The following is a 21,743-nucleotide window of genomic DNA, read 5'->3' as shown; positions in this document are numbered from 1 at the left end:
CCGAGGGTCTTGTTCTGAGCCGGCTTCTTCGCGCGAACCGGTATCCACTTCGCGCGAAAACGCTCTAAGGCGAAGTCAGCGATCGTTCACTCGGCCAAATGCGGTTGTTGAACCCTGGGGCGGGGCTTCAGAAGTTCGGCAAAGGGGCGCTCGATCAGCCGCCATGCGGCAACGCCGATCAAGGCCGAAAGCGTCAGGCTGGTAATGAAGAATGTCGATGGATTGAAGTGTGCCTTGAACTTGCCGATCGCGGAAATGGTGAGGGTATGCGTCAGGTAGATTGAATATGAGGCATCGCCGAGCAGAGCGAGGGCAGGGACGATCCGGACGCTGCGGTTCTTTTCGACAATGACGGCGCCAGCAACCAGCAGGAACGCCGGGATGCCCCATGCCAGCAGGCGCGGGGAATCGACTGCAAGCCAGGCGGAAGCGGCAAACAGCAGCAGACCGGCGGCGAGCGCGGCATAGCCCCAGCGGAGCCGTGGCAGGCGGTCCTGCTCAAAGGCTCTGCCGAGCAGAATTCCCATTGGGAATTCGAGCATGATCGGATCTGTGTAGAATGTGATGGGGGGACTGTCGCCGGTGTAAAGGCGTCCCACTAGCATCAGGGCGAAGAACGTCAGGGCCAGGAAGACCAGCCGCTTGGCGTTGTCGAGGAAGAGTGCCAAGGCAAAGATGGCATAGAAGAACATCTCGCAGTTCAGGGTCCATCCGGGCACCACCACCGGCCAGATCTCACCGTTGCTCGGAGATCGCATCGGAACGAAGAAAAGGGATGCGAGAGTGTGGGAGGCGCTGACGACGAGCCGCGGAAACAGGGCCGGAAAGGCAACTGCCGCGGCGACGAAGCAAAGTGTCACGAACCAATACATCGGGACGATCCGGACAATGCGGTTCGCAAAGAATTCCGCCGGCGTCTGCGTGCGGTACGCGCTCACGGTCCACATCACGAATCCGCTGACGACGAAGAATATGTCTACACCGGCGCTGCCGATGACGAGCGCCCGGCCGTAGGTGAGGCCCTGCGCGTGAAAAGCGACGACCCCGAAGGCCGCAAACGCTCGCAGATATTGGATAGAGAGAAGCCTGGCCAACGCCGTCTCCCGGAGTAACTGCGACTGCCTGAAAAGGCGCCTCGAGCGGGCCCGCGCAACGCCCTTGCATGCGCGGCCATTGGTCCATCGCAGGTCGGGTGTTGGCGGTGTGAAGCGCTACCGCCGATGCTCACGGCGTCCGGTGCTTCCGCGGGACTTCCATCTTCCCGGCGGACTTCGTTGTTCGTGTGGACACTATGCGTTGTTTTTGCGACGCGGTTCCGCTTGAACCGATACAACCATCAAGCGAGCATCGCGAGAATGGGTGATTGCAGGCACGTGCTGGAGCATGATCCGGAAAAGCATGAAGCGGACTTTCCGGAGATCTGCCAATCTCATTCCGCCTTGGTGGAGCGTCAACCCGCTGATGGTCTTGCGCGCTGGCCCGATCGGCGTGCCGGGGTTCCGACCAGTGTCAGCAGCCAGACGATCAGCGCAAAGCTCGGCTTGAGCACGAGGCCGACACTGATCCAGCTAAACAGCAGGAAGTTGCAGATTTCGATGCGCAGCCGGCTCGAGTACAATCGCTGCACGAGAATGGCAAAGATCAGGATAAAACCGAACAGGCCATATTCGTAAGTGAGCTTTGCCCAGGTCGGGTCGTTGACCTCGTAGTTCATGTGGTAAAGCTTGACGTCCCTGAGATAGCTGCCTGCGCCGTTGCCGAACCAGGTGGCTATGGGGCCGTTGTCAAAGCTGTGTCCGATCATTTCCATTGGCGCGACGAAGCGCGCATAAGCGCTGGTATTCGGCGTCTGAAATTCAGAGAGGCGGTCGAACCACAGGTCAAGACCAGGAACGTCCAGGCTGTAAAGCAGATACAGCGCCAGGATCAGACCGACGAGAGAGACGATGAACAGCGGGATGCGAAACAACGATCTTGGCAGCAAGAAGCCAGCCGTGATCGCGAGCAAACCGGTGCCGGATAGCGAGCAAAGCAGGCCTGCCGCGAGAATGCCCATGGTCCGCAATCTCGCCTGCGAGCCAAACTCGATGATGAGGGCCAACGCGACGACGAGCGAAAGATCAGCCGACTCACGAAGAAAAAAGCCGTTCGGCTTGATGATTCCGCCGCCCTCGCGCAGGAAAGTGTAGTGTCCGGCACCGCGGATGGCTTCGGGCAGGTTGAAGTAGATGTTGGTCAGCAACGTCGATTTGGTGGCGTTGACGAGCACGATCTGCACGATCGCGATACAGGCGATGAAGGTTGCCGCCGAAACGTAGGCGGACAGGATGTAGTCGTGGACCTCCTCCGGCTCTCCCTTCAGCCGAGTGGCGAACGGAGCATAGAGAACGAAGAGCAGCATCAGCGAAGTCCATGACGTCGACGATGTCGCGGTCACCGTCCCGAAACAGGCGAATATCAGCGCAACAACGAACAGCGCGAGAGACAGCAATCCGACCGAAGCGAAGCCGCTGATCAGCAGATATGCCGTCACGGCGGCGTAGCAGATGAGGTCGGTCGATGCCGGGAAGGTATTGATGTTGTAAGCGATCTGCGACAGGAACAGGACGGAGATGATCGACGCCCAGACGGCGAAGCGCCCCGACTTGCTGAGTTCGGTGTCCGACATTGCCGGCTTTGAATGCGCTGCCCCGGCCGGCGCCGCCATGGGAGCCTGGATCTCAAAAGTCATCGCGACGTTTGCCTGGATGGATCAAGGTCACGCTAGCACAATTGGCAATCTGTATCGATCGATATCCGGTTCCAGTCATGCCGCCGCGCCGGCCTGCTTGACCAGGATGTCATGCATCCGCCTGGTTCCCTGCTCGAGCCCGAAGCGGTTCGACATCAGTTCGAACAGTGTGGCCTGCTTCCGGTTGAGCGCGGCGAGGTCGTCGATTCCATCGATGATGGTTTGTGCCAGGCCGTCCATGGTGTCGGCGAGATACATGGCCGATTGCTCGTCGGCCGTGGTGCCGTCGACCGCCGCGCGAAGGCCGAATATGGGAAGCCGTGCGAAAGCGTAGTCCAGCAGCTTGAGTTTGAACCCGCCGCCGAGCGTCTCCGCAACCAGGCCGCCGCGCGATCTCGCAAGCACGTTCGAGAGATCGTCCACCGGACCATGGAAGACCAGGTTCGGCCGTTCATGGGCGTAGCGCGCCTTGATATCCTCCGGAACATTGCCCACCACATCCAGCGTGACGTTTTGGCTCTTCAAGGCCGGCAGCAGCGCGCTGACGATATGCTCGAGATTGCGCTGCTTGGCGACCCATTCGAACGAGCCGAGCAGCAGGATGGACTTCGGTCGGGTTGGCTCGATGCGATCGCTCGGCGCGATCGCTCCGAGATAGATCGGCGGCACCACGAACGTGGTTTTGCCCGATCGCGCGAAATAGGCTGCGTCGGCGTCGGTGATGCACAGAATGCGGTCTGCCGCATCGACGATACGTTGCTCAAGTCGCCGGTACTTCTCGGCATCCCAGCGCATGATCGAACGGCGCAGCGGGTTGGCGAAATCCTTCGCGATCGCGGGCCTGATCTTTCCCTCGGCGTTGTGCGCGAGATAGCAGACCGACGCCTGCTTCCGGCGTTGCAATACCATCGGTAGCAACGCGGCAGAGCGCGCGTGATCGAACACGATCCAGTCCCAGCGCTGGTTCAGGAGCTCTGCTAGAGTCATGCCGATCGAGGGCGGTGCAAGGCTATAGGCATCTCTCGGCAACGATGTCAGCAGGCTCAGCATTCCAAGCCGTCGCGGCCACGGTGCCTCCGGAAAGGCCGTGCGCGGCAAGCGGAGCAGGCGGCCCTCGACCGGGCCGTTCTCGCGCCGTGAGCCGACGACCGTCACGTCGGTCTGTTCGGTCCGCGACAGAGCCGTGAGCAGTCCCGCGGAATAGAGCGCATCGCCGCTAAAGAGCGGCGAGGGGATGCGGCCGACGATCCACAGAATCTTCTTCATCACTCGATCTCGAAAGAACGCGCAGTACAGAATGTCGGTGCCGGGGGCGCACGCCCCATCCGGATCAGGCAGCGGACGGAGATTTTGTGCCGAGCAATCGCCGTTTGACCAGCAGCCTTGCGACATATGCGATCCGCTTCGCGCCGCGACCGACGGAGGCAACGCCTCGACGAATCCGTTCCGCAGGTTGCAGCGGGGGAGTATCGAGATTGCGCAGCTCGATGCTGCTTTCGTAAGCAGCCTGACTGACGAGGAACGGTTGGGTCTCGGCAAAATCAATTCCGTGCCGATCGTAATAGACCAGCTTGTGGTCCAGCGGCCGGTCGGTGACCGAAAGAGCTCTGATCAACCCTATCGCGCCCTTTCGGGTGACGGCATAGGCGGCCGATCCGAGCGCGGGCTTCAAGGGAATGACGAGCTGAGCTGCTTCGCCCTTGATCAGGGAAATCCCTGACTTGGACGTGTGCGCATAGTGGATGCCTTCGAACTTTACGATATCGCTTTTCGCCAGAAAGCGCGGCAAGTCGCGCCGGTAGAACAGCGGAAAGCGCTCCTCGAAAGCCGCATCGTCTTCAAGGACGATCGCCATCGGCAGGCCCCTGCGCACGATGCGCTTCAGCGCGGCGATGTGCGAGAGATAGCAGCCGATTTCGCCTGCCTTCATCGGACGATTGGCCGGTGCAAAGTGGAACTCGCGCCGGATTACCCGGCGAATGAGCGTCATCCGGTTCTTGGCGTCGATTGCGGAGATGCGTTCATAGGGGACCCCGAGCCGCGTCAGCGAACTCGAGATGTCCTGCCATCGTGCGATGTCCCGATCGAGATTGATGACGAAGGCCGGTATGGTAGCGTCGGTTCCCACGATCCTCTCACGTTTGATGTTACCGCTTGCACGACGCGAGCGATATTGCCGCAAATTCCGTCATCCTCCGGACATAAATTCGGCAGCCTGATCACATCATCGACAAGGTCGATGTATTTTGTCCGAGGCCACGTCTTCGTCCAATTCATCGATGTGAATGATCGAGCGTTGGAGCGCGAAGCTAACCTGTCCTACCGAGGCAGGGCTGTCAACTTGACGACTGCTCGCCTGTGAGGGCGGGAGTCTCGTCATCGAAATTGCATACGATCAGTCAGAAGGCTCGCTGAATGAACCTCACCGAGATTGCGAAACGTGTTCTCCCGACACTGGTGGTGCTGACGTCGGCGCTGACAGCGGCTTCGACGCCGGCGCGGTCGGCGGGATGGGAACTGGTGTTCTCGGACGAGTTCAACGGCGACAAGCTCGATCGTAACAAATGGGCGACGCGCTATCTCTACTCGAATGAGACGATGGATCACTTCAACGACGAGAACCAACGCTATCGCGACGGTCACGTCGTGGCCGACGGTGTTCTCAATTTGATCGCAAAGAAGATGCCCGGATCTCCCAGTCTGTACGAATCGGCAATGATCCGCAGTCATCGAACATTCTACTACGGATACTATGAAGCGCGTGTGTTCCTGCCCAACGCCAAGGGCGTCTGGCCGGCGTTCTGGCTCGAGGCGGACTACGATATCGACGGCAAAACCTGGCATCCGCCGGAGATCGACATCTTCGAGTTTGTCATGAATGGCGTCGAGGACAAGGCGAACTCATTGCACTCCAATGTGGTGGCGCCGTTCGATCCGCGGCAATACACCTATGTCGATCGCTCCTTCGAGCTCAAGTTCCAGAACATGTATGGCAGCGAGGATCTCAACCAGGGCTGGCACACCGCCGGCTTTGTATGGGCGCCCGACAAGATTTCAATGTTCTGGGATGGCAAGCTGATCTACACGCGCAATTACCAGTGGCAGCGCAGTGACGGAAAGCTTGGGCCGCCTGCGCACGTCGATCTCAACTTCGCCGTCGGTGGCAGCAAATGGGCCGGGCGGCACGGCATTGACGAGGCCGCGTTTCCGCAGAGCTTCAAGATCGACTATGTGCGCGTATGTCAGTTCACGACCTCCGAGCGTGGCGGCCGGCAATGCGGGCCGAGCCAGTTGACGCCGGATCCCCAGCAGTTCGGCTATTCTGCGCCGCTCAACGACATGGCGAAGCCCGCGTTCCTGCCTGTCAGCAAGGTGGTCGCGGGCAAGCAGCCCAGCGCGGGCGCTCTGGCGCTAACGACAAGCGACAAGCTCAACATCGAAATACCGCTTAAGATCCCGGCTGACTATCCGTCCAACCGGACGCTTCAGGTGACGGTCTACGACAAGGCGACCGGAGCCATCGTGTCGTCAGCCAACACCAAATTGCAGGTTGAGCCCGACAAGAAGCGGGCCGACGGCGCGACCACCGTGGTGGCCTCACTGCCCGCCGTTGAGCGCCCTGGAAACTATATTCTGTTTGGCCGGCTGGCCTCCGATGTGACCAACGGCAATGGAGCGAAGCAGACGCTGTCCAGCCCGGTGACATGCAGCACCGATGTCGTCCAGCCCCCCAAGGCGACGGTGTGCAAGCTCCTGAACCTGGACGTGCAGGCGCAATCGCATTGATGCCGCCTGTGGCTACGGCGAGCTCGCCGTGCTGCCGGTCCTTGCCGATCCGGCCGCACGGCTTGTTCGCTATGCGCGCTCGGCACCGAAGAACTCGCGCCGTAGCTTCGGGGTCAACAGTCTGAGCGAAAGCGCGGTCCTGACGAAGCCGATCGGATTGGCCAACGTCGCCTTCTTGAAGAAGGTTGCGATCAGCCCCGAGGAATTGCTGTGGGCTCCCGGATGCCCGACGCGATAGATCGCGCCGAAGAATGGGAGGGCCTTGAGCGGCGTTCCAGCGGCGGACATCTCCTGGGCGACCGCGATATGGCTGCCAAGCATGCGCTTCAGGTAGTCATCGGCGTCGTTTCCCTTGAGCCTCTCGAGATCATAGAGCCGGGCGCTGATGATGTGGGATGTGCCGCAAAGCATGAAGAATTTCGAAATGGCTCCGAGCAGCACGTTGCCTTCGCTCCACATGTAGCCGCGGTCGATATACCAGCCATTGTCGTCGGGATGCCGGGCGACGTAGTCGGCGAGCCGGGAACTGACGAAATCGTCATCGTCGACAATCATGAAAAAGGTAGCGTTCTGTGCGGCCAGCATTCCTGCGCGCACGCGGCGTCCTTTATCGATACGGAAGAAATCGCGGAAAACCTCGACATCGTCCGTCGCACCACGTTCATGCTTCGGGTTCGGCTCAAAGTCGACGCGCTCGACTGAAAAGCCTTTTGGCAGGTCAGGCAGATCTGCCCCGTCATTCGCCACAATAATGGCTTGCCAGCGGTCACTATTCTGACCCGAGATCGATGCTATGGTTTGCGCGAGCCGCGCCTTGAGAGCGTCCCAGTTCTTGGAATTGGCCGGATGGCGAACCGGTATGATGAAGGTCAACATGAATTATCTCGCATGGACGTCATGGGCTCTGATGCTACGCATCGCGCGATGGTTCGGCCGAGGTAACATGCCCCGTTGGCCCGGCAGATGCATAGCAGCAAGTTGGCATGAACTTTCAGCGAGAGGTTTGTGGCAAAGCTGTGAAGCGAACTGCCTCTTGCGTGTGCAAGGGGTCGTTGCGGAACCGTGACGCTATCGGACATGCTTTCGGAACAATTTGCTAGCTGCTGATCGGCTCAGCGCAGTTTCCCTCTTCTCGATGTGACGGCTGATGACACCTGCAACGGCGCTGGATCAAAGATCTTCCAAACAGCTATTGACCATCCAGTATCTGCGCGGGGTCGCCTCGGTGATGGTGGTGTTGCACCACATCAGAAATCCCTGGCCGAATCTCTACAACCCGCTCGAGAGGTTCGCCATGGGCGAGGCGGGGGTCGACATCTTTTTCATTATCAGCGGCGTGGTGATGTACGTTTCGTCGCGGATCGAAACGCCTGCCGTCTTCGCCGGATTGCGGCTTATTCGCGTCGCGCCCTTGTACTGGATTCTCACGCTCTGTGCAGCGAGCCTGCTTCTGATGTCAGGCGGGGCCAAGCCCGGCTTCGCGCTGGTGAACGACGTGATGCTTTCCGCGATGTTCTTTCCGCATCACAGTTCGATCTTTCAAGGCACCATTTGGCCGGTGCTGAATCCGGGCTGGACCCTCTATTTCGAAATGTTCTTCTACTTGATCTTCACGATTGGGTTGTTCTTCCGCAAACCGCTGCTGATTTCGCTGGGCCTGATTTCGCTGCTTGTTGCATTGGGCCTCGTTGTCTCGACCGATGAATCGATCTTTCACAGCTACACGCACCCGCTGTTGATGTATACTCACCCCCTGATGCTGGAGTTTGCAGCGGGCATCGTGTTGGGGTGGTTGTTCCTCAACGAGAAAATCCCCAACGTCTGGTTGCTCTTGCCTGTAGGATTTGTGACGCTGTTCGCGGTGCATGCGTTGCAGCTTCCGCACCTGTACCTGCTCAATGGGTTGTGCGCAGCGTTGATCATGCTCGGCGCGGTCGCCGCCGAACGGTCATTCAAGATTCGCGATATCGGTTGGCTGCGGTTGCTTGGAGACGCCAGCTATTCGATCTATCTGACGCACGCGTTGACGCTCTTCGTGTTTCGCCGCCTGTTTCTTCGATTGCCGGTGGAAGGTGTGCTGCAATTTGCATCATTCGCAATTCTCGCTGCGACAGCTTCGCTCGCGGTCGGATTTGTGGTGTACTTCAAGGTCGAGCGCCCGATGACGCGTTGGCTGCGTTCGCGGTTTCTTACGGTCTTCGCGGTCGAGCGCGGACGTGCCGGCCGGCGACTACGGGAGACGGGCGCTGCGGTCACCGTGGCTCAGCCGGCGGGGGAGTAGTCCCGCGAAGAATACCCTGTCTACTTGTTGAGCAAACTGTTGTGAGGGTCTGCTTTTTGCCGAACTGTTGCGCATGTTTCATGGGGCGGGGCGCCTGCGGTCGGAGCCCCAGTATGGCTACGGGATCCTCATGGGCGTGGTAGCGTTAAGTGTGAGCTTTCGTTGAGGCTTTAGTGCCAGACGGGGGCGCGGGATCCGCAACCCTTACAACGATTTTTCCAACGATTTTTCGGGCTCGGCCCACCAGCATTCTGATTTCGTCACTGAACCCCATCGTGCGTCACCGCGATCGCGCGGCCGCATCAGGACAGTCAAGAGATGAATGTTGCTTACCTCATTCTCGCCCATAGGCAGCCGGAGCAACTTGCTCGGCTGGTTTGTGAGCTCCAGTCGCCGTCCACGGAGATCTTTGTGCATATCGATGCCCATACGGACATCGGTCCATTCCAGCGCGCGGTCGGTCCTCGCGCGCATTTCACGACCAAGCGAATTCCAATTCATTGGGGTGACTATTCGTTGATCAAGGCAGCCCTCGTGCTCATGGAGGCGGGGTTGGCGGCGCCGCGCCGCTGCGACTATCTCGTCCTGATCAGTGGGACGGACTATCCGCTCCGTTCGGTGGGCGAGATCGAGCAGTTCTTTCGCGAGAACAACGGCACTGAATTCATCGACTCGGTGGCGATGCCGTCGGAAGCCGCCGCGAAACCGCTGTCGCGCCTGACGCACTACAAGGGCCGTCCCGGGCCGGTCGGCTGGTGGATCGGCAAGGGTCGCAAGCTGCTCGAAGGGCTTGGCCTGGTGCCGATGGCGCGCGATTACAAGAAGTGGTTCGGCGAACTCGTGCCGTACGCCGGCAACCAGTGGTGGGCGTTGACCCGCGACGCCTGCATCTACATCCAGAAGTTCGCTGACGAGCATCCCAAGTTCATGAAGTTCTATGAAAACACTCATGTGCCGGATGAGATGGTGTTTCAGACCATCCTTGCGAACTCGCCGTTTCGTTCGAAGATGCGGCGCAGCATCACCTATTCGGACTGGAGCGGCGGCGGGGCAAATCCGTCGGAGATCGGCGAGCGTCACATCGCGATGTTCCGTGCCAATCCGTGCATGAAGATAGATGGCATCTACGGCTCCGGTGAACTGTTGTTTTGTCGCAAGGTCACCGATGCCACTGTCTCCGAGGAGCTCGCGGTCATGATCCGGCAACGGAATGTGGGTATGTGACACGTTCCCGTCGCATTGCTTGCATTTGATGCCCGAAGGGGCCGGTGTAGTCATGATTTGCTGGAAGCCGAACATGCCACATGCGGCCTCTTCGGCTACAATTTGGTCGCATTTCCGGGCTGGTTGAGGGCTCATGCGTGACCCGCGTGGAATCGCGAACAGCAGGCGTGCCTCTTGCAAAGTCAGGTAGCTGGCCAACTGTCCGCTCGGCTGATCTCCCCGCGGCGGAGCATCTGATGGCAGTTGAATTGCATGAGCTTCAAGGACTGCCCCGAAGACAATCCGCCGTGTGTGAGCTGGTCTGTGCACGGTTCCATACATTCACCGCTTCCGACGCGCAGCCTGTCGGAAACGTCACCCGCAGGGAAGATAACTGCAAATGGTAGGCACGGAGCCAGGCAATCGTACCCATGCCGTTCGCGCAATCCGGGGCGTGTTCTGGTCGAGCGTCAATTCGGTGATTCCGTCGCTCGCGGGCTTTCTCGTGTTTCTGGTGACGTCGCGCTATCTCGGTCCCGCCGAGTTTGGTGTCGTCGCCCTTGCCGGCAGTCTGGTTGCGTTGCTCGCCGTGCTGTTGCCGACCGGTTTCGCCGAGGCGATTGTTCAGCGGTCGTCCGTAGACGACATTCATCTGGACTCCACCTTCTGGGCGGCGTCGATCTGCGCGCTGGTCGCGTATGCCGTGCTGGCCATCTGCAGCGGACCGTTCAGTCGAATGCTCGGCTCGGAATGGGTTGCCGTGCTGCTGCCCGTCGCCGGGCTAAGATTGTTCGCCGACGCCGCGGGCATCGTTCCACAGGCTATCATTACCCGGCGAATGTCCTTTGAATTGATTGCCGGTCGGACACTGCTCGCCACGCTGGTATCGGCGGCGCTGACCGTGCTCCTTCTCGTGGCAGGCTACGGAGTTTGGGCGCTCCTCATCGCCCAACTGTCCTCGTCGGTCACCGCGACCGTAGCCGCGATGTGGGGAGCCGGTTGGCGACCGAAATTCCGCATCAGCCTGACCGCGCTCAAATCGCTCGCGCGTTACGGTGCGTTTTCGTCGGGGACGCGCGCCATGCAGGCTCTGACGACCCAGGCGGATCCGGCAATCGTCGGGCTCTATTTGGGTCCGCATCAAGCGGGTATCTATGCCTTTTCCAGGAACCTGTTCCAGATGATACTCAACGTCCTGGCGACACCCATCGGCGCGGTGGCCCATCCGATGTTCTCGTCTATCCAGGAAAATGTCGATCGGGTCAGGAAGGGGTTTCTGCTTGCGACATTTTTGTCGTCGGCGTTGTCGTTTCCGGTCTTCATCGGGTTTGCGATGGTGGCGGACCTCGCGGTTCCCGTCGTATTCGGATCGCGCTGGATCGATACGGTCGATCCCATCAGGCTGTATTGCGGCCTGGGCTTGATGGCCTGCATCGGCGTGATTCAGGGCAGCCTCATCAACAGCCGCGGACACGCGCATTGGTGGTTCTACTACCAGCTTGCCGCTGGAATAGTCACACTGGCCATCCTGGTGCTGATGTCGAGGTTTGGCGTGACGACGCTGTTGGCGACCGTTCTGGTTGCGACCATCGCGCGATGGCCGTTTGCCATGATCAAGACCTCGCGGCTGCTGTCGGAACCGGTGTCGGAGTATCTGCGGGTTTTCGTCGGTCCGGCCGGCTCCAGCCTGGTCATGGTCGCGGCCATTGCGGCCACGCGACATGTCCTTCCGGAGCTTCCGCCAGTCGTTGCACTGAGTATCAGCATTGCTGTTGGAGCGGTGTCGTATCTTGCGACGATGCTGTTGATCGCCAGGGACCAGACCATGGATATCGCGAGACTGCTCGCCGGATCGATCGGCTCGAAGTCGCAGAGGCATCAAGGAGTGGCGTCTACGCCCGGTTGAATATGTCGGTTGCACTACCGTGATCAATGACCATAATGTCGCCTGGCGTTCACGGCGTTAGGTGTCCGCCGGTTCTCGAATTTGACCAAGGCCCCGAGCAAATAGAAATGCGCGAAGTTGCACTAACGTTGGTCCTGTGCTCTCGGAATGGAATGAGAACCGTCGGAAATTGCCTGGACCACATCCGGTCGATGGACGGTGCTGACGCCATTGAGGTCGTGCTCGTCGACAATGGTTCGACAGATGGCACCTTCGCGGCGATGCAGGAGTTCTGTCAGGTCAATCCCGCTCTGTGGCGTGCCATCCTGGAGACCAAACCCGGCAATTCGGCCGGGCGAAATACCGGCATCGCGGCGTCGTCCGGCGACGTCATTCTTTTCATCGACGATGATTGCTACCCTGATCGCAGCTTTGCATCGGCCTGGAGAACGGTGTTCGCACAAGATCCCGGATTGGGCTTTGGCTCCGGAAGAATCCTGCCATATGACGCACGGCAGTCGCCGCTCGGCTGCAACACCAGCACCACAACACAGATTCTGTCCTCGTCCACCTTTGTACAGCGAGGCTTCGTCCAGGGGTCGAACATGGCGTTCAGGCGTCAGTGCTTGACCGATGCCGGCATGTTCGACAATCGCTTTGGGGCTGGCACTCCGTTTGCCGGCGAGGAATGGGAAGTCGCCGTCAGAGCATCATACGCCGGCTGGACGGGCGGCTATTTCCCGGAGCCAAGCGTGGCTCACGATCACGGCCGCTTTGACGACGAGGCTTTCGTTCGCGGGCACTACTACGACATCGGCGCCGGCGCCGTGTACGCCAAGCACCTTTTGACGGCGCATGCGCCTGCGACCGTCGTGGAGATCGCGCGGGACATCCGCAGACAGATCAGGAAGCGCGCCGCCGTGGGTCCGCTGTTTGGAGGAGCCGTGCAATATTACTCGACCATGCTGCGTCAGGCGCGATCATGAAACTCTACTACTATCGGAGCACCGCGCCGAACTTCGGCGACGATCTGAACAACGTGCTTATGCCGAAGGTTTTCCCGCGCTTCTTCGACGAAGACGATCTGACCCTGTTCCTCGCGATCGGGTCGGTCCTGTTCGACCATCATCCGCAGCAGGCCACCAAGGTGGTGTTTGGATCGGGATTCGGGCAGTACACCGCGGCACCTCGGCTCGACGAGCGATGGAAGTTCTACTGCGTGCGTGGGCCGCTCACCGCGCAAGCGCTGGGACTCGACGAACGACTAGTCGCGGCCGATGCCGCTGTTCTGGTCAATCGTCACCTGAAGAAAGCGGTGCCGAAGCGCTTCAAGTTCAGCTACATCCCGCATTGGCAGAGCCTGTTGAACGGCAACTGGCCGAAAGCCTGTGAATTGGCCGACGTCGAACTGATCGATCCGCGTTGGCCGGTCGATCGGGTCCTCGACATGATCCAGGCCTCGAACACGGTCATTACCGAGGCGATGCACGGCGCGATTGTGGCGGATGCGCTACGGGTGCCATGGGTGCCGGTTCTTCCATTCCACCGATCGCACCGATTCAAATGGTCGGATTGGGCAGGCGCCCTCAAACTCGATCTCAGGCCATTCCCGACCTTTCCTGCGACGTTGCATGATCTCTGGGTTTCCAAGACGGGCAGGGACGGCAATTGGATGTCCAGCAAGAACCGGCTGATTCAATTGGCCGTCACCGCGGCCAATGACACGCTGCCCTACGCAGCCGCGCGAGGATTGCGGCGACTGAGCGAGATGGAGCCGGTGCTCAGCTCCGATATTGCGCTCGCGAGGGCCGTCGCGAAGCTTGAGGACGCCGCCGATCAAATCCGGCGCGATTTTCATCGTTGAAACGAGGCGCGCGGCGTCCTTGCTCGACAAGGTTCAGAACTGGATGACCTTGACGCCGGCGATATGCATTCTGGCGGGAAAAGCGCTGGGATTCTCCGGCTCGCCCGCCGGACCGCCAACGGCGACGTCCAGCAGCATGTACCAGGGCCCGGCGCCGACCAGGTTCGGCATGGCGCAATAGGGCTTGTCGTTGAAGTAGTAGACGATCTGTTGCGTCCCGATCAGGCAGCCGAAACGGTTGAATCGGGAGAACAGACTCGCGCCTTCCTCGACCAGGCCAAGCGGCATCGCCGCGCCGCGCGCGTCGGGTCCCTTTTCGCCTTTCCAGTGGATGCTCGAGAATACGACGTCGTCCCGATACTGCGGCAATCCAGTGATGTAGGCCTCGATGACATCGATCTCAGGGGGCCAGCCGGGGGCGACGGGCAGCAGCCATAGCCCCGGCCAACTGCCTGGGACCCTCATCAATCTGACATTGAACTCGACATAACTGTTGATGGTGATGCGGTTGAACAGCGTTCGCGACGTCACCATGGCTGCGGAAAATCGAAACGGCGTTTCCTTGCGCCAGCCCGGCACCAGTTTGCCGCCCTGGCGATCCGATAACCCTTCTTCGTGATACTCAGCCTGGATGAAGCGGCAGCCGGATGCCGGATCGATACCCCACACCGTCGTCTCCGGATCGAGTGCCGGGTCGGCATAGTAGCCCAGTTCCTTGTTGCCGTCCTGGCGCCGTCCGGTGGCGAGACGGCTTTGCCAGCATGGTCTGCCGTTGGGCGTAAACCCGTCGTCGCTGGCGAATTCGCGATCAAGCAGACGATCCGAAAATATCACCGTACCGTGCGCGGGCAGCGGAGGTAGCTGTACGTCGTCCTTGGGGTAGGAGGTCGCGATCGAGGGGTGCGGGCCCCATCTCACCTCGCCGCTGGTGTGCGCGAGACCGAACAGTGGGTGTCCGAAATCCGACACCTGGAGGACGATTGACTTGCCCTCTGCAAGCGGCCGCACAAGGCGGATCTTCACCAATTTGACCCGCTCGCCGGGCTGAAAGATCACGAAGCCGCGTGCTGCGATGAAGTCGGCGCCGGCGGTCGCCGCGCCCGGAAATGCCCCGATCGTTCCGCTTCCATTGAGCGTCTCGTACTCCAGCACGATCGTGCAGGCGGTCGGTGCGTTGAGCTTGACGGGTACTTCCACCCAGAACTCGGTGGATCGCACCGTCGTATTCTCCACGGTGATGATGGCGTCGCCGAATGATAGGGCTCCGTCCGCTGCGGCCGGCGTGTCGAAGACGGTGAGCGGGCCGATGGTGGTCAATGCAAGGCCGGCCGCTCCCTTGAGCACCGCTCTTCGCGTTACGCGACTCATCTCTGCCTCACCGGCTCCAAAGGCGACGTCCGGACGAGAAGCCGAAGGATACGATGGACTGCACCGCCAGGGCGGCAAGGCCCAACGGGACGGCCAGTGCAAGCGCTCCATATCTGCGTTTGGCGATCGCGTATTGGCTTGCCGTGTGCAGCTCGGTTCGAAGCGTGCGCAGCCCTTGCCAGTCGCGGCGACGCAAGGTCGAGCTGAGCCAGCGCAAGATGAATGTCGCGCGGGTATCCGGCCGCAGGATGTATTTGGCGTAAAAACTGCCGCGGCCGCGATCATAAGACGTGAGCAGCGCCGGCACGTCGGCGTCGACGCGGCCGTGATCGTGCGCCACGGTCGGACGGGGATCGAAGCAGGCGTCGAATCCGGCCCACAGCACAGCGGTCACCGCATCGATGTCCTCGCAGGGAAAGCGCGTGCCCGCCCCGAGATCGGGATCTATGCCGCCGATCGCCTGCAGGGCCTCGCGACGGAACGCGAGATTCGCGCCCTGCAACGTCCCGGCCCTGACAAAGGTCCGCTTCGGATAGACACGTGGTGCCTCGCTTTCCTCGATCGTGATCCTGGCGTGGCTCGGATTGTGGAGAAGGATACGGCCTCCGATCACACCCGCGCCGGGATGATCGGCAAATGCCGCGAAGATCGCATCAACATAGTCGGGCGACGGATAGCAGTCGTCGTCGGTGAAGGCGATGATCCTGCCGCGTGCGCTTTCCCAACCGAGATTGCGGGCCGCACCGAGACCGATCCGCTTGCAGAAAATGTATCTTGAGGCCGGGTCGTTGGCGAAAGCACGCTGGAGCACGTCCGCTGTATCGTCGGTCGACGCGTTGTCGACCCATATCACCTCGTAAGCGTGATTGGTGCGCAACGCCCGCATCGCGCCCAAGGTCCCCGACACGCGATTCGCTCGATTTCGCGTGCAGATGACGATCGATACTTCGATCTTTCTGGTTGAATCAGAATCCACAATCAGGTCCTGCGCATGTCACCAGGCGGAGAGTATCGGCTAGAGGCCGGCATGTGTGTCGTACCACCCAGGCAGTGAGCCGCGTTGGCCTGTGCAGAGCTTGTACACCGCCTTGAACGGCAGTGCCAAAACGGGAGATTTGGCCAAGAGGGAGTCGTCGCCGAAGTACCGGTAGTCGCGGAATATCGATCGGTAGCGGCGGACGATGCCGTCAAAGTCCAGCCAGTCATTGCCGAGGTCTTCGCCGAACGGACCGGAGGCGCCGCCTTCGAAGACATGCGCGACGCTCGAGCCGTCCAGCGCCTTGGTTTTGACCTGCGATCCCGGAATTCGCTGCTGCTGCACCGCTTTGAATTTCCGGTAGCCAAGATCGCGCAAGAGGCCGAGCTGGGCCTCGACCTCATCAAAGTCGACCTTGTCGGATTCGATCGAAATGTAGCGAGGGCGGTTGGGCTGCTTCTTCAGTCCTTCCAACACCAGATGATCCGCTCCCTCGACGTCGATCTTGAGAAAATAGGGCACGCCGCAGGAGCGGTAGACATCGAGAACGTCGATGCGCGGCAAGACGATGCATTCGCTCTTGTGACCCAATTTCTCGCTGCGCTCGGCTCTGTCTTTGTTGATGGTGGAGAGAACGGAGTCCGAATTTCTGTAGAAGGTGATGGCGGGCCCTTCGGACTCCGCTGCGATTGCTCCCTCGATGATCCGCAACCGCCCGTTCGCGACTTCATTGCGAAATCGCGAACGGCAATGTTGTACGAGGTCCGGGTTGGCCTCGATCCCGAGAACCTTGAAGCCCTTCTTGAGATAAAAGGCCGCATCCTCGCCCTTGTGCAGGCCAACGTCATAAATCAAGTCTGCAATCATTGCGAAGCTCCCACCGGTTGTTACCCATCGAGCCTTCCAAATGATCGTGCCGGTCATGGCCTGGTTTGCGCGAATCTTCTCCTTTTCGTGAGCCCGGCCGGCTAGGGCCGCCCGTCAGGCGGCCGCCCTGGTGTTGCTGCGGATCTGGCGTTCGATCCATTCATAGGTCTTCTCAAGACCGGAGCGCAGCGTTGCCGATGGCTTCCAGCCGAGCTTCTGGCCGATCAGGCGATTGTCCGAGTTGCGGCCGCGAACGCCGAGCGGACCGGGAATGTGCTTCTTGATCACCTTCTTGCCGGCGATGTCGGAGACGAGATCGACAAGCTGGTTGATTGTGACCATCTCCTCCGACCCGACATTGACCGGACCTTCGAAGTCCGACCGGGTCAGGCGAATGGTGCCTTCAAGACACTCATCGATATAGAGGAACGAGCGTGTCTGCGTGCCGTCGCCCCAGATCTCGACCTCGCCATGATTGGAAGCCTGGGCGACCTTGCGGCACACTGCGGCCGGCGCCTTCTCTTTGCCACCTTCCCAGGTGCCCTCAGGCCCGAAGATGTTGTGGTAGCGCGCGACGCGGTTCCGCATTCCATAGTTGCGGTTGTAGGCAAGATATAGTCTCTCCGAAAACAGCTTCTCCCAGCCGTATTCGCTATCCGGCGCCGCGGGATAGGCCGAATCTTCCGCGCAGTTCGGATTGTCGGGATCCTTCTGATTGTGCTCCGGATACATGCAGGCCGACGACGAATAGAACATGCCGCGCACATTCCGCTTCTGACAGGCATCGAGCATGTTGAGGTTGATGGTCGCCGAATTGTGCATCACGTCGGCGTCATGTTCGCCGGTGAAGATATAGCCGGCGCCGCCCATGTCGGCGGCGAGCTGATACACCTCGTCGAATTTGCGGTCGGTGATCTGTCGGCAGAAATTCTGGTCGCGAAGATCGCCGACCACGAAATCATCGGCTTCGGTCTCCGCGAATGGCGGAAATTTCAGGTCGACACCACGCACCCAGAAGCCCTCACGCTTGAGTCGCTTGACCAGGTGCCCGCCAATGAAGCCACCCGCGCCGCAGACCAGTGCGGTGGACATGCTCTTCGTCGCCATTAGATTTTCCTTTCCGCAGTTTTCGAACCGATTGCATAGTCAAATACTGTTTCAAATCGGTCGGTTACCGATTTGATGTCGTAGTTTTCGAGCGCAAATGATCTCGCCTTGGCGGCTGCATTTGTTCTCAAGGTTTCGTCATCGAGAAGCCGCAGCGCGGCCTTCAGGAACGCTGCCTGATCGACGGGATCAACGACCAATCCGGCGCCATTGCGGCGAACCAGATCAGACGCGAGATTTTCCTTCGGCGCCGCCAGCAGCACCGGACGTCCGGCGCAGAAATAGGATTGCACCTTCGAAGGTACCGAGAATATTCCCGCCTCCGGTTCGATCGTCGCAACGGCGACATCGGAGGTGGCGAGCACCATCGGGAGATCCGCGAAGGGCTGCAGGGGCAACAGGATCAGATTGTCCAGCCCGAGCTCGGCCTTGGCCTGCTCGAGACGGGTGACGCCAACGCCCTGGCTCACGGTCACGACATTGGCGCGTCCCTTCACCATCTTGGCGAGCTGCACCAGCAGGTCGGGATTGTGCTTCAGCCCGAGCGTACCCGAATACAGAAAGTTGAACGAGTTATGCAGACCGTGACGGCGCGCCCATGCGTTGTCCTTCGGGTGTGGCGCGATATCGTTCAACGCACCCCAGTTCTCGATCACAAAGACGTTGTCTTCGGTGCCGGTCCACTTGCTCGCAAGCGGTGAGAACGCGTTCGTGATGACGACAACCGCATCGGAGCTCTGAAACTGGCGCCGCTCGAGAAACCGATAATAGGCGCCCACCACGGCACCGGGCGGACCCAGCTTTTTGCGCAGTAGCTGAGACACGGCAACGCTGTAGAAGTCCTGAACCCAGAACACGAACTTGGTGCCGGTCTGCTTGCACGCGTTGACGATGGCCGATTGGGCTTCGGTCGGCGTATTGCCGGAGATTACGATGTCGGGCTTGTCCGTATGCACCAGCTTCGCAACGGCTTTGCCGTAGGCGACATCGTCGAATCGACGGCGCACGAAGGACGCCTTGTCGTAAGGCCGCGAGAGCTTGACGCCGGCAAAAGAGAGGTGGGCGGGATCGTCGGACGATTTCTCGAGCTTGCCCTTTGGACCGAGATCGCCATGGAAGTATGCATGGCTGACCTCATGTCCACGCGAAGCCAGTTCGCGGCTGAGATCGACCTGGAACGGATGTCCCGCGTAGTCGTGCACGAAGATCTTCATAGCGGCACCGCCCATCCAGCAAGCGGCGCCTGGCCGTCGGGAAAATGCTCACGATACGAGATCGTTCGTTGTGCACCGGCGGATCGGAGGTGCCTGTCGTCGGCTTGCATTATCCTCAATTTCGAACCTTGTTGAAGGCAGCGCAACTTGGCGTGCATGTTGGCGTCATGTTTCGGAGGCACTCTGCTCGAATATTGGACAACAGCGGAGTGAGGCATGATCGCGGCTTCTATTCGACGAGTAAGAAATTCTTGTGTCGGTGGGAATTCAAAATCGGTGCCAAGTGGCGGCAATGGCGACGGACCACTACACGGCGTGCTCAAAAGTCATCGAGACATGCGTCCTTGCCTCAAAGCGGCCACATAAGGAGTGCCTACGCGACGGTGCCTCGATCCCGCGTTCGAGCCTGCGCCTTATCAGGCTATCGTCGCATGGCTGGACAGAGGACGACGCGTGCAGTGCGCCCTTCGAGTAGACCGATCCTTTGGGGGTCCCATGTCAGCTAGGTTCGTTGTTATTGCCGTCGCCGGATGGCTTACAACATGCCACGCAGCCCTTGCCGATCCGATGACGCTGGATTTTTCCTGGGGCGGCGCCAAGGGTTGCGTCACGCTCTTTCCGAATCCCGAATTTCGTCTTCGCAATGTTCCGGCGGGCGCAAAAAGCCTGTCGTTGACCCTGACTCAAGGCGTCAGGGAGATGGGCGGGGAGGAATTGCCCATCCCCTCGGATGGCATTTTGCCGTCTGGAACCTTTAGAACATTCGGCCCATGCAATCCGGGCGTGTATCGATGGACGGCGCAGGCCAAGTCGGCGACCGGGGAGGTTTTGTCGGAGGCGCATCGGGCACGGTATTATCCATCCGACGAGCTCGCGGAACACCAACCCTAAGCAAAACCTGGCGTCCGTACCTGCCGATGGGGTTGTGTGGCCACATTGTTGCCACTTGGCGGAACTCGGCGTCCGCTGCCGCAATCGCAGGCATTGTTGTGCTCGTCCAAAGGCATCGCCTGCCTTGTGAGCCGGCACGTCGCTTCATTCTCACGGTAGCTGATGTAGTGGAACTCCGGCGGAGGCGCGCTGACGACGTGCGCGTTGCCTTCTCCCGGCTGCGCGCCGCGGATCCGCGACAAGGCATCATCCGGTAACGCACTGTAGCGTGCGCTGCTTGTTCCTCATCGCGAAGAAGCCGCATTTTGAATCGATAGGTTGGCAATCGTCTTGGAAATACTGCTGAGCCGCTTTGAACAGAGAAGATTGCGCGAGGAGTGAGGCCAATCAAATTTCCGCGACAAATTAGACTATCGAGTTTCGGCGTGTCCCCGGTTTCCGAGCGCCAAGCCGTCGTGATCGACGAGCGTGAAGGCCTTGGGTGGGCGTTGTGCGCGCCACTTCGTCGACCGGTTGCAAGGTCGATCGGCTGTTGCATCGGCAAGTTGAGTTGTTACCGCGCCGGAGCGGCAACATGACCAGGACGGTGCTGGTCACCGGCGGTGCGGGATATGTGGGCTCCCACTGCTGCAAGGCATTCGCCAGGGCTGGCTGGAATGTTGTGGCGCTCGATAACCTCTCGCGCGGATGGCGCGAAGCGGTGCGTTGGGGGCCGCTGGTGGAATGCGATGTTCGCGATCCGCTTGCGGTGCGGGGGGCGCTGGAGGCATATGAGCCGGATCTGGTCGCGCATTTCGCAGCGTTCGCCTACGTTGGCGAGTCAGTCGAAAACCCGGCGCTCTATTACGAGAACAACACCGCGGGCACGCTTGCGCTGCTGAATGCGATGCGCGCAACAGGCTGCCGCAAGCTATTGTTCTCGAGCACGTGCGCCAGTTACGGCATCCCCCAGCACATCCCGATCGACGAAAGCCATCCGCAAGCGCCGATCAATCCCTATGGCTGGTCGAAGATGATCATCGAGCGAATGCTCGAGGACTTTGGCACGGCCTACGGAATCGGATCGGTGTCCTTGCGCTATTTCAACGCCGCCGGCGCTGATCCTGATGGTGAGATTGGCGAGCGCCATGAGCCGGAAACGCATGTCATTCCTCTGGCCATCGAAGCCGCACGCCGGACCGATCGGCCATTCACAATACTCGGCACGGATTTTCCGACGGCGGACGGCAGCGCCATCAGGGACTACGTCCACGTCAGCGATCTGGCGCGAGCCCACGTGCTTGCCGGCGAAATGCTGCTCGAACGGGGTGGCACTCATGTGTTCAACCTTGGCACGGGCGTTGGCACCAGCGTGCTCGAATTGATCGCGGCGGTGAAACGTGTCGCTGGGAACGAGCCGGTCGTGCGCCGTGGCGCGCGACGGCCGGGCGATCCCGCCAGGCTCGTCGCGTCGTTCGCCAAGGCCGAGCGAGAGCTCGGCTGGCGGCCGCAGCAATCCGATATCGACTTCATCATTGAGACGGCACTTGAGTGGCGGGACCGTCATCCGCCGGTCTGACACAGCAACGAA

The 21,743-nt window shown here is 60.2% G+C and carries 18 protein-coding genes; 8 read left to right on the top strand and 10 right to left on the bottom strand.

The genetic code is table 11. The features are described 5' to 3' along the window. Positions 1–86 precede the first annotated feature (86 nt). The 4 genes from P6U30_RS24335 to P6U30_RS24320 all read right to left on the bottom strand — a co-directional run bounded on the left by P6U30_RS24335 (position 87) and on the right by P6U30_RS24320 (position 4,859). Entirely contained in the window at positions 87–1,094 is a 1,008-nt protein-coding gene (locus P6U30_RS24335; RefSeq protein ID WP_407165422.1) for an acyltransferase family protein, read from the bottom strand. Positions 1,095–1,450: 356 nt separating this feature from the next. Then, on the bottom strand, positions 1,451–2,731 hold the full coding sequence (locus P6U30_RS24330) for a hypothetical protein (protein WP_407165421.1): 1,281 nt from the start codon (positions 2,729–2,731) through the stop codon (positions 1,451–1,453). Between the two features lie 75 nt (positions 2,732–2,806). Continuing rightward, the gene (locus P6U30_RS24325) at positions 2,807–3,997 is read right to left on the bottom strand and encodes a glycosyltransferase (RefSeq protein WP_407165420.1); all 1,191 of its coding nucleotides are present in this window, start codon (positions 3,995–3,997) and stop codon (positions 2,807–2,809) included. A 64-nt stretch (positions 3,998–4,061) separates the two neighbouring features. Then, the gene (locus P6U30_RS24320) at positions 4,062–4,859 is read right to left on the bottom strand and encodes a glycosyltransferase family 25 protein (protein WP_407165419.1); all 798 of its coding nucleotides are present in this window, start codon (positions 4,857–4,859) and stop codon (positions 4,062–4,064) included. Between the two features lie 287 nt (positions 4,860–5,146). Between P6U30_RS24320 and P6U30_RS24315 the strand changes: the two genes are divergently transcribed. Further along, positions 5,147–6,517, top strand: a complete 1,371-nt coding sequence (locus tag P6U30_RS24315; protein WP_407165418.1) for a family 16 glycosylhydrolase — start codon at positions 5,147–5,149, stop codon at positions 6,515–6,517. A gap of 69 nt (positions 6,518–6,586) precedes the next feature. Here P6U30_RS24315 and P6U30_RS24310 read toward each other — a convergent pair whose 3' ends face one another. Further along, positions 6,587–7,393, bottom strand: a complete 807-nt coding sequence (locus tag P6U30_RS24310) for a galactosyl transferase (RefSeq protein ID WP_407165417.1) — start codon at positions 7,391–7,393, stop codon at positions 6,587–6,589. Positions 7,394–7,664: 271 nt separating this feature from the next. Here P6U30_RS24310 and P6U30_RS24305 point away from each other — a divergent pair, with 271 nt between their 5' ends. The 5 genes from P6U30_RS24305 (at position 7,665) to P6U30_RS24285 (ending at position 13,750) form a co-directional block, all read left to right on the top strand. Beyond that, a complete protein-coding gene (locus P6U30_RS24305; protein ID WP_407165416.1) occupies positions 7,665–8,798 on the top strand; it encodes an acyltransferase family protein in 1,134 nt (377 codons plus the stop codon). 318 nt (positions 8,799–9,116) lie between these two features. After that, complete coding sequence (locus P6U30_RS24300) at positions 9,117–10,022, top strand: beta-1,6-N-acetylglucosaminyltransferase (protein ID WP_407165415.1); 906 nt, start codon at positions 9,117–9,119, stop codon at positions 10,020–10,022. Between the two features lie 379 nt (positions 10,023–10,401). After that, positions 10,402–11,907 carry a lipopolysaccharide biosynthesis protein gene (locus P6U30_RS24295; protein ID WP_407165414.1) on the top strand — a complete coding sequence of 502 codons (1,506 nt, stop codon included), beginning with the start codon at positions 10,402–10,404 and terminating at the stop codon, positions 11,905–11,907. A 107-nt stretch (positions 11,908–12,014) separates the two neighbouring features. Beyond that, positions 12,015–12,872, top strand: coding sequence for a glycosyltransferase family 2 protein (locus tag P6U30_RS24290; RefSeq protein WP_407165413.1), 858 nt, complete (start codon positions 12,015–12,017; stop codon positions 12,870–12,872). Continuing rightward, the gene (locus P6U30_RS24285) at positions 12,869–13,750 is read left to right on the top strand and encodes a polysaccharide pyruvyl transferase family protein (protein ID WP_407165412.1); all 882 of its coding nucleotides are present in this window, start codon (positions 12,869–12,871) and stop codon (positions 13,748–13,750) included. The genes P6U30_RS24290 and P6U30_RS24285 overlap by 4 nt, the downstream gene beginning before the upstream one ends. Before the next feature lie 33 nt (positions 13,751–13,783). On the opposite strand, the gene P6U30_RS24280 is transcribed toward P6U30_RS24285, so the two are convergent. The 5 genes from P6U30_RS24280 to P6U30_RS24260 all read right to left on the bottom strand — a co-directional run bounded on the left by P6U30_RS24280 (position 13,784) and on the right by P6U30_RS24260 (position 19,282). Next, a complete protein-coding gene (locus P6U30_RS24280; protein WP_407165411.1) occupies positions 13,784–15,118 on the bottom strand; it encodes a hypothetical protein in 1,335 nt (444 codons plus the stop codon). 7 nt (positions 15,119–15,125) lie between these two features. Next, positions 15,126–16,025: a glycosyltransferase gene (locus P6U30_RS24275; RefSeq protein ID WP_407165410.1), complete on the bottom strand. Its 900-nt coding sequence runs from the start codon at positions 16,023–16,025 to the stop codon at positions 15,126–15,128. Between the two features lie 108 nt (positions 16,026–16,133). Then, positions 16,134–17,018, bottom strand: a complete 885-nt coding sequence (locus P6U30_RS24270; protein ID WP_407165409.1) for an FkbM family methyltransferase — start codon at positions 17,016–17,018, stop codon at positions 16,134–16,136. A gap of 57 nt (positions 17,019–17,075) precedes the next feature. Beyond that, positions 17,076–18,068: an NAD-dependent epimerase/dehydratase family protein gene (locus tag P6U30_RS24265; protein ID WP_280972453.1), complete on the bottom strand. Its 993-nt coding sequence runs from the start codon at positions 18,066–18,068 to the stop codon at positions 17,076–17,078. After that, positions 18,068–19,282, bottom strand: a complete 1,215-nt coding sequence (locus P6U30_RS24260; RefSeq protein ID WP_407165408.1) for a glycosyltransferase family 4 protein — start codon at positions 19,280–19,282, stop codon at positions 18,068–18,070. Before P6U30_RS24260 ends, P6U30_RS24265 begins: the two co-directional genes overlap by 1 nt. Before the next feature lie 495 nt (positions 19,283–19,777). Between P6U30_RS24260 and P6U30_RS24255 the strand changes: the two genes are divergently transcribed. Both P6U30_RS24255 and galE read left to right on the top strand, forming a co-directional pair. After that, on the top strand, positions 19,778–20,173 hold the full coding sequence (locus P6U30_RS24255; protein ID WP_407165407.1) for a hypothetical protein: 396 nt from the start codon (positions 19,778–19,780) through the stop codon (positions 20,171–20,173). 574 nt (positions 20,174–20,747) lie between these two features. Next, the gene (gene galE / locus P6U30_RS24250; protein WP_407165406.1) at positions 20,748–21,731 is read left to right on the top strand and encodes a UDP-glucose 4-epimerase GalE; all 984 of its coding nucleotides are present in this window, start codon (positions 20,748–20,750) and stop codon (positions 21,729–21,731) included. Positions 21,732–21,743 lie beyond the last annotated feature (12 nt).

Origin of the sequence: Bradyrhizobium sp. ORS 111 (assembly GCF_045571485.1) — a bacterium.
Taxonomy (GTDB): Bacteria; Pseudomonadota; Alphaproteobacteria; order Rhizobiales; family Xanthobacteraceae; genus Bradyrhizobium.
The sequence above is the reverse complement of the archived record's forward strand: the minus strand, read 5'-3'. Positions and strand labels throughout refer to the sequence as shown.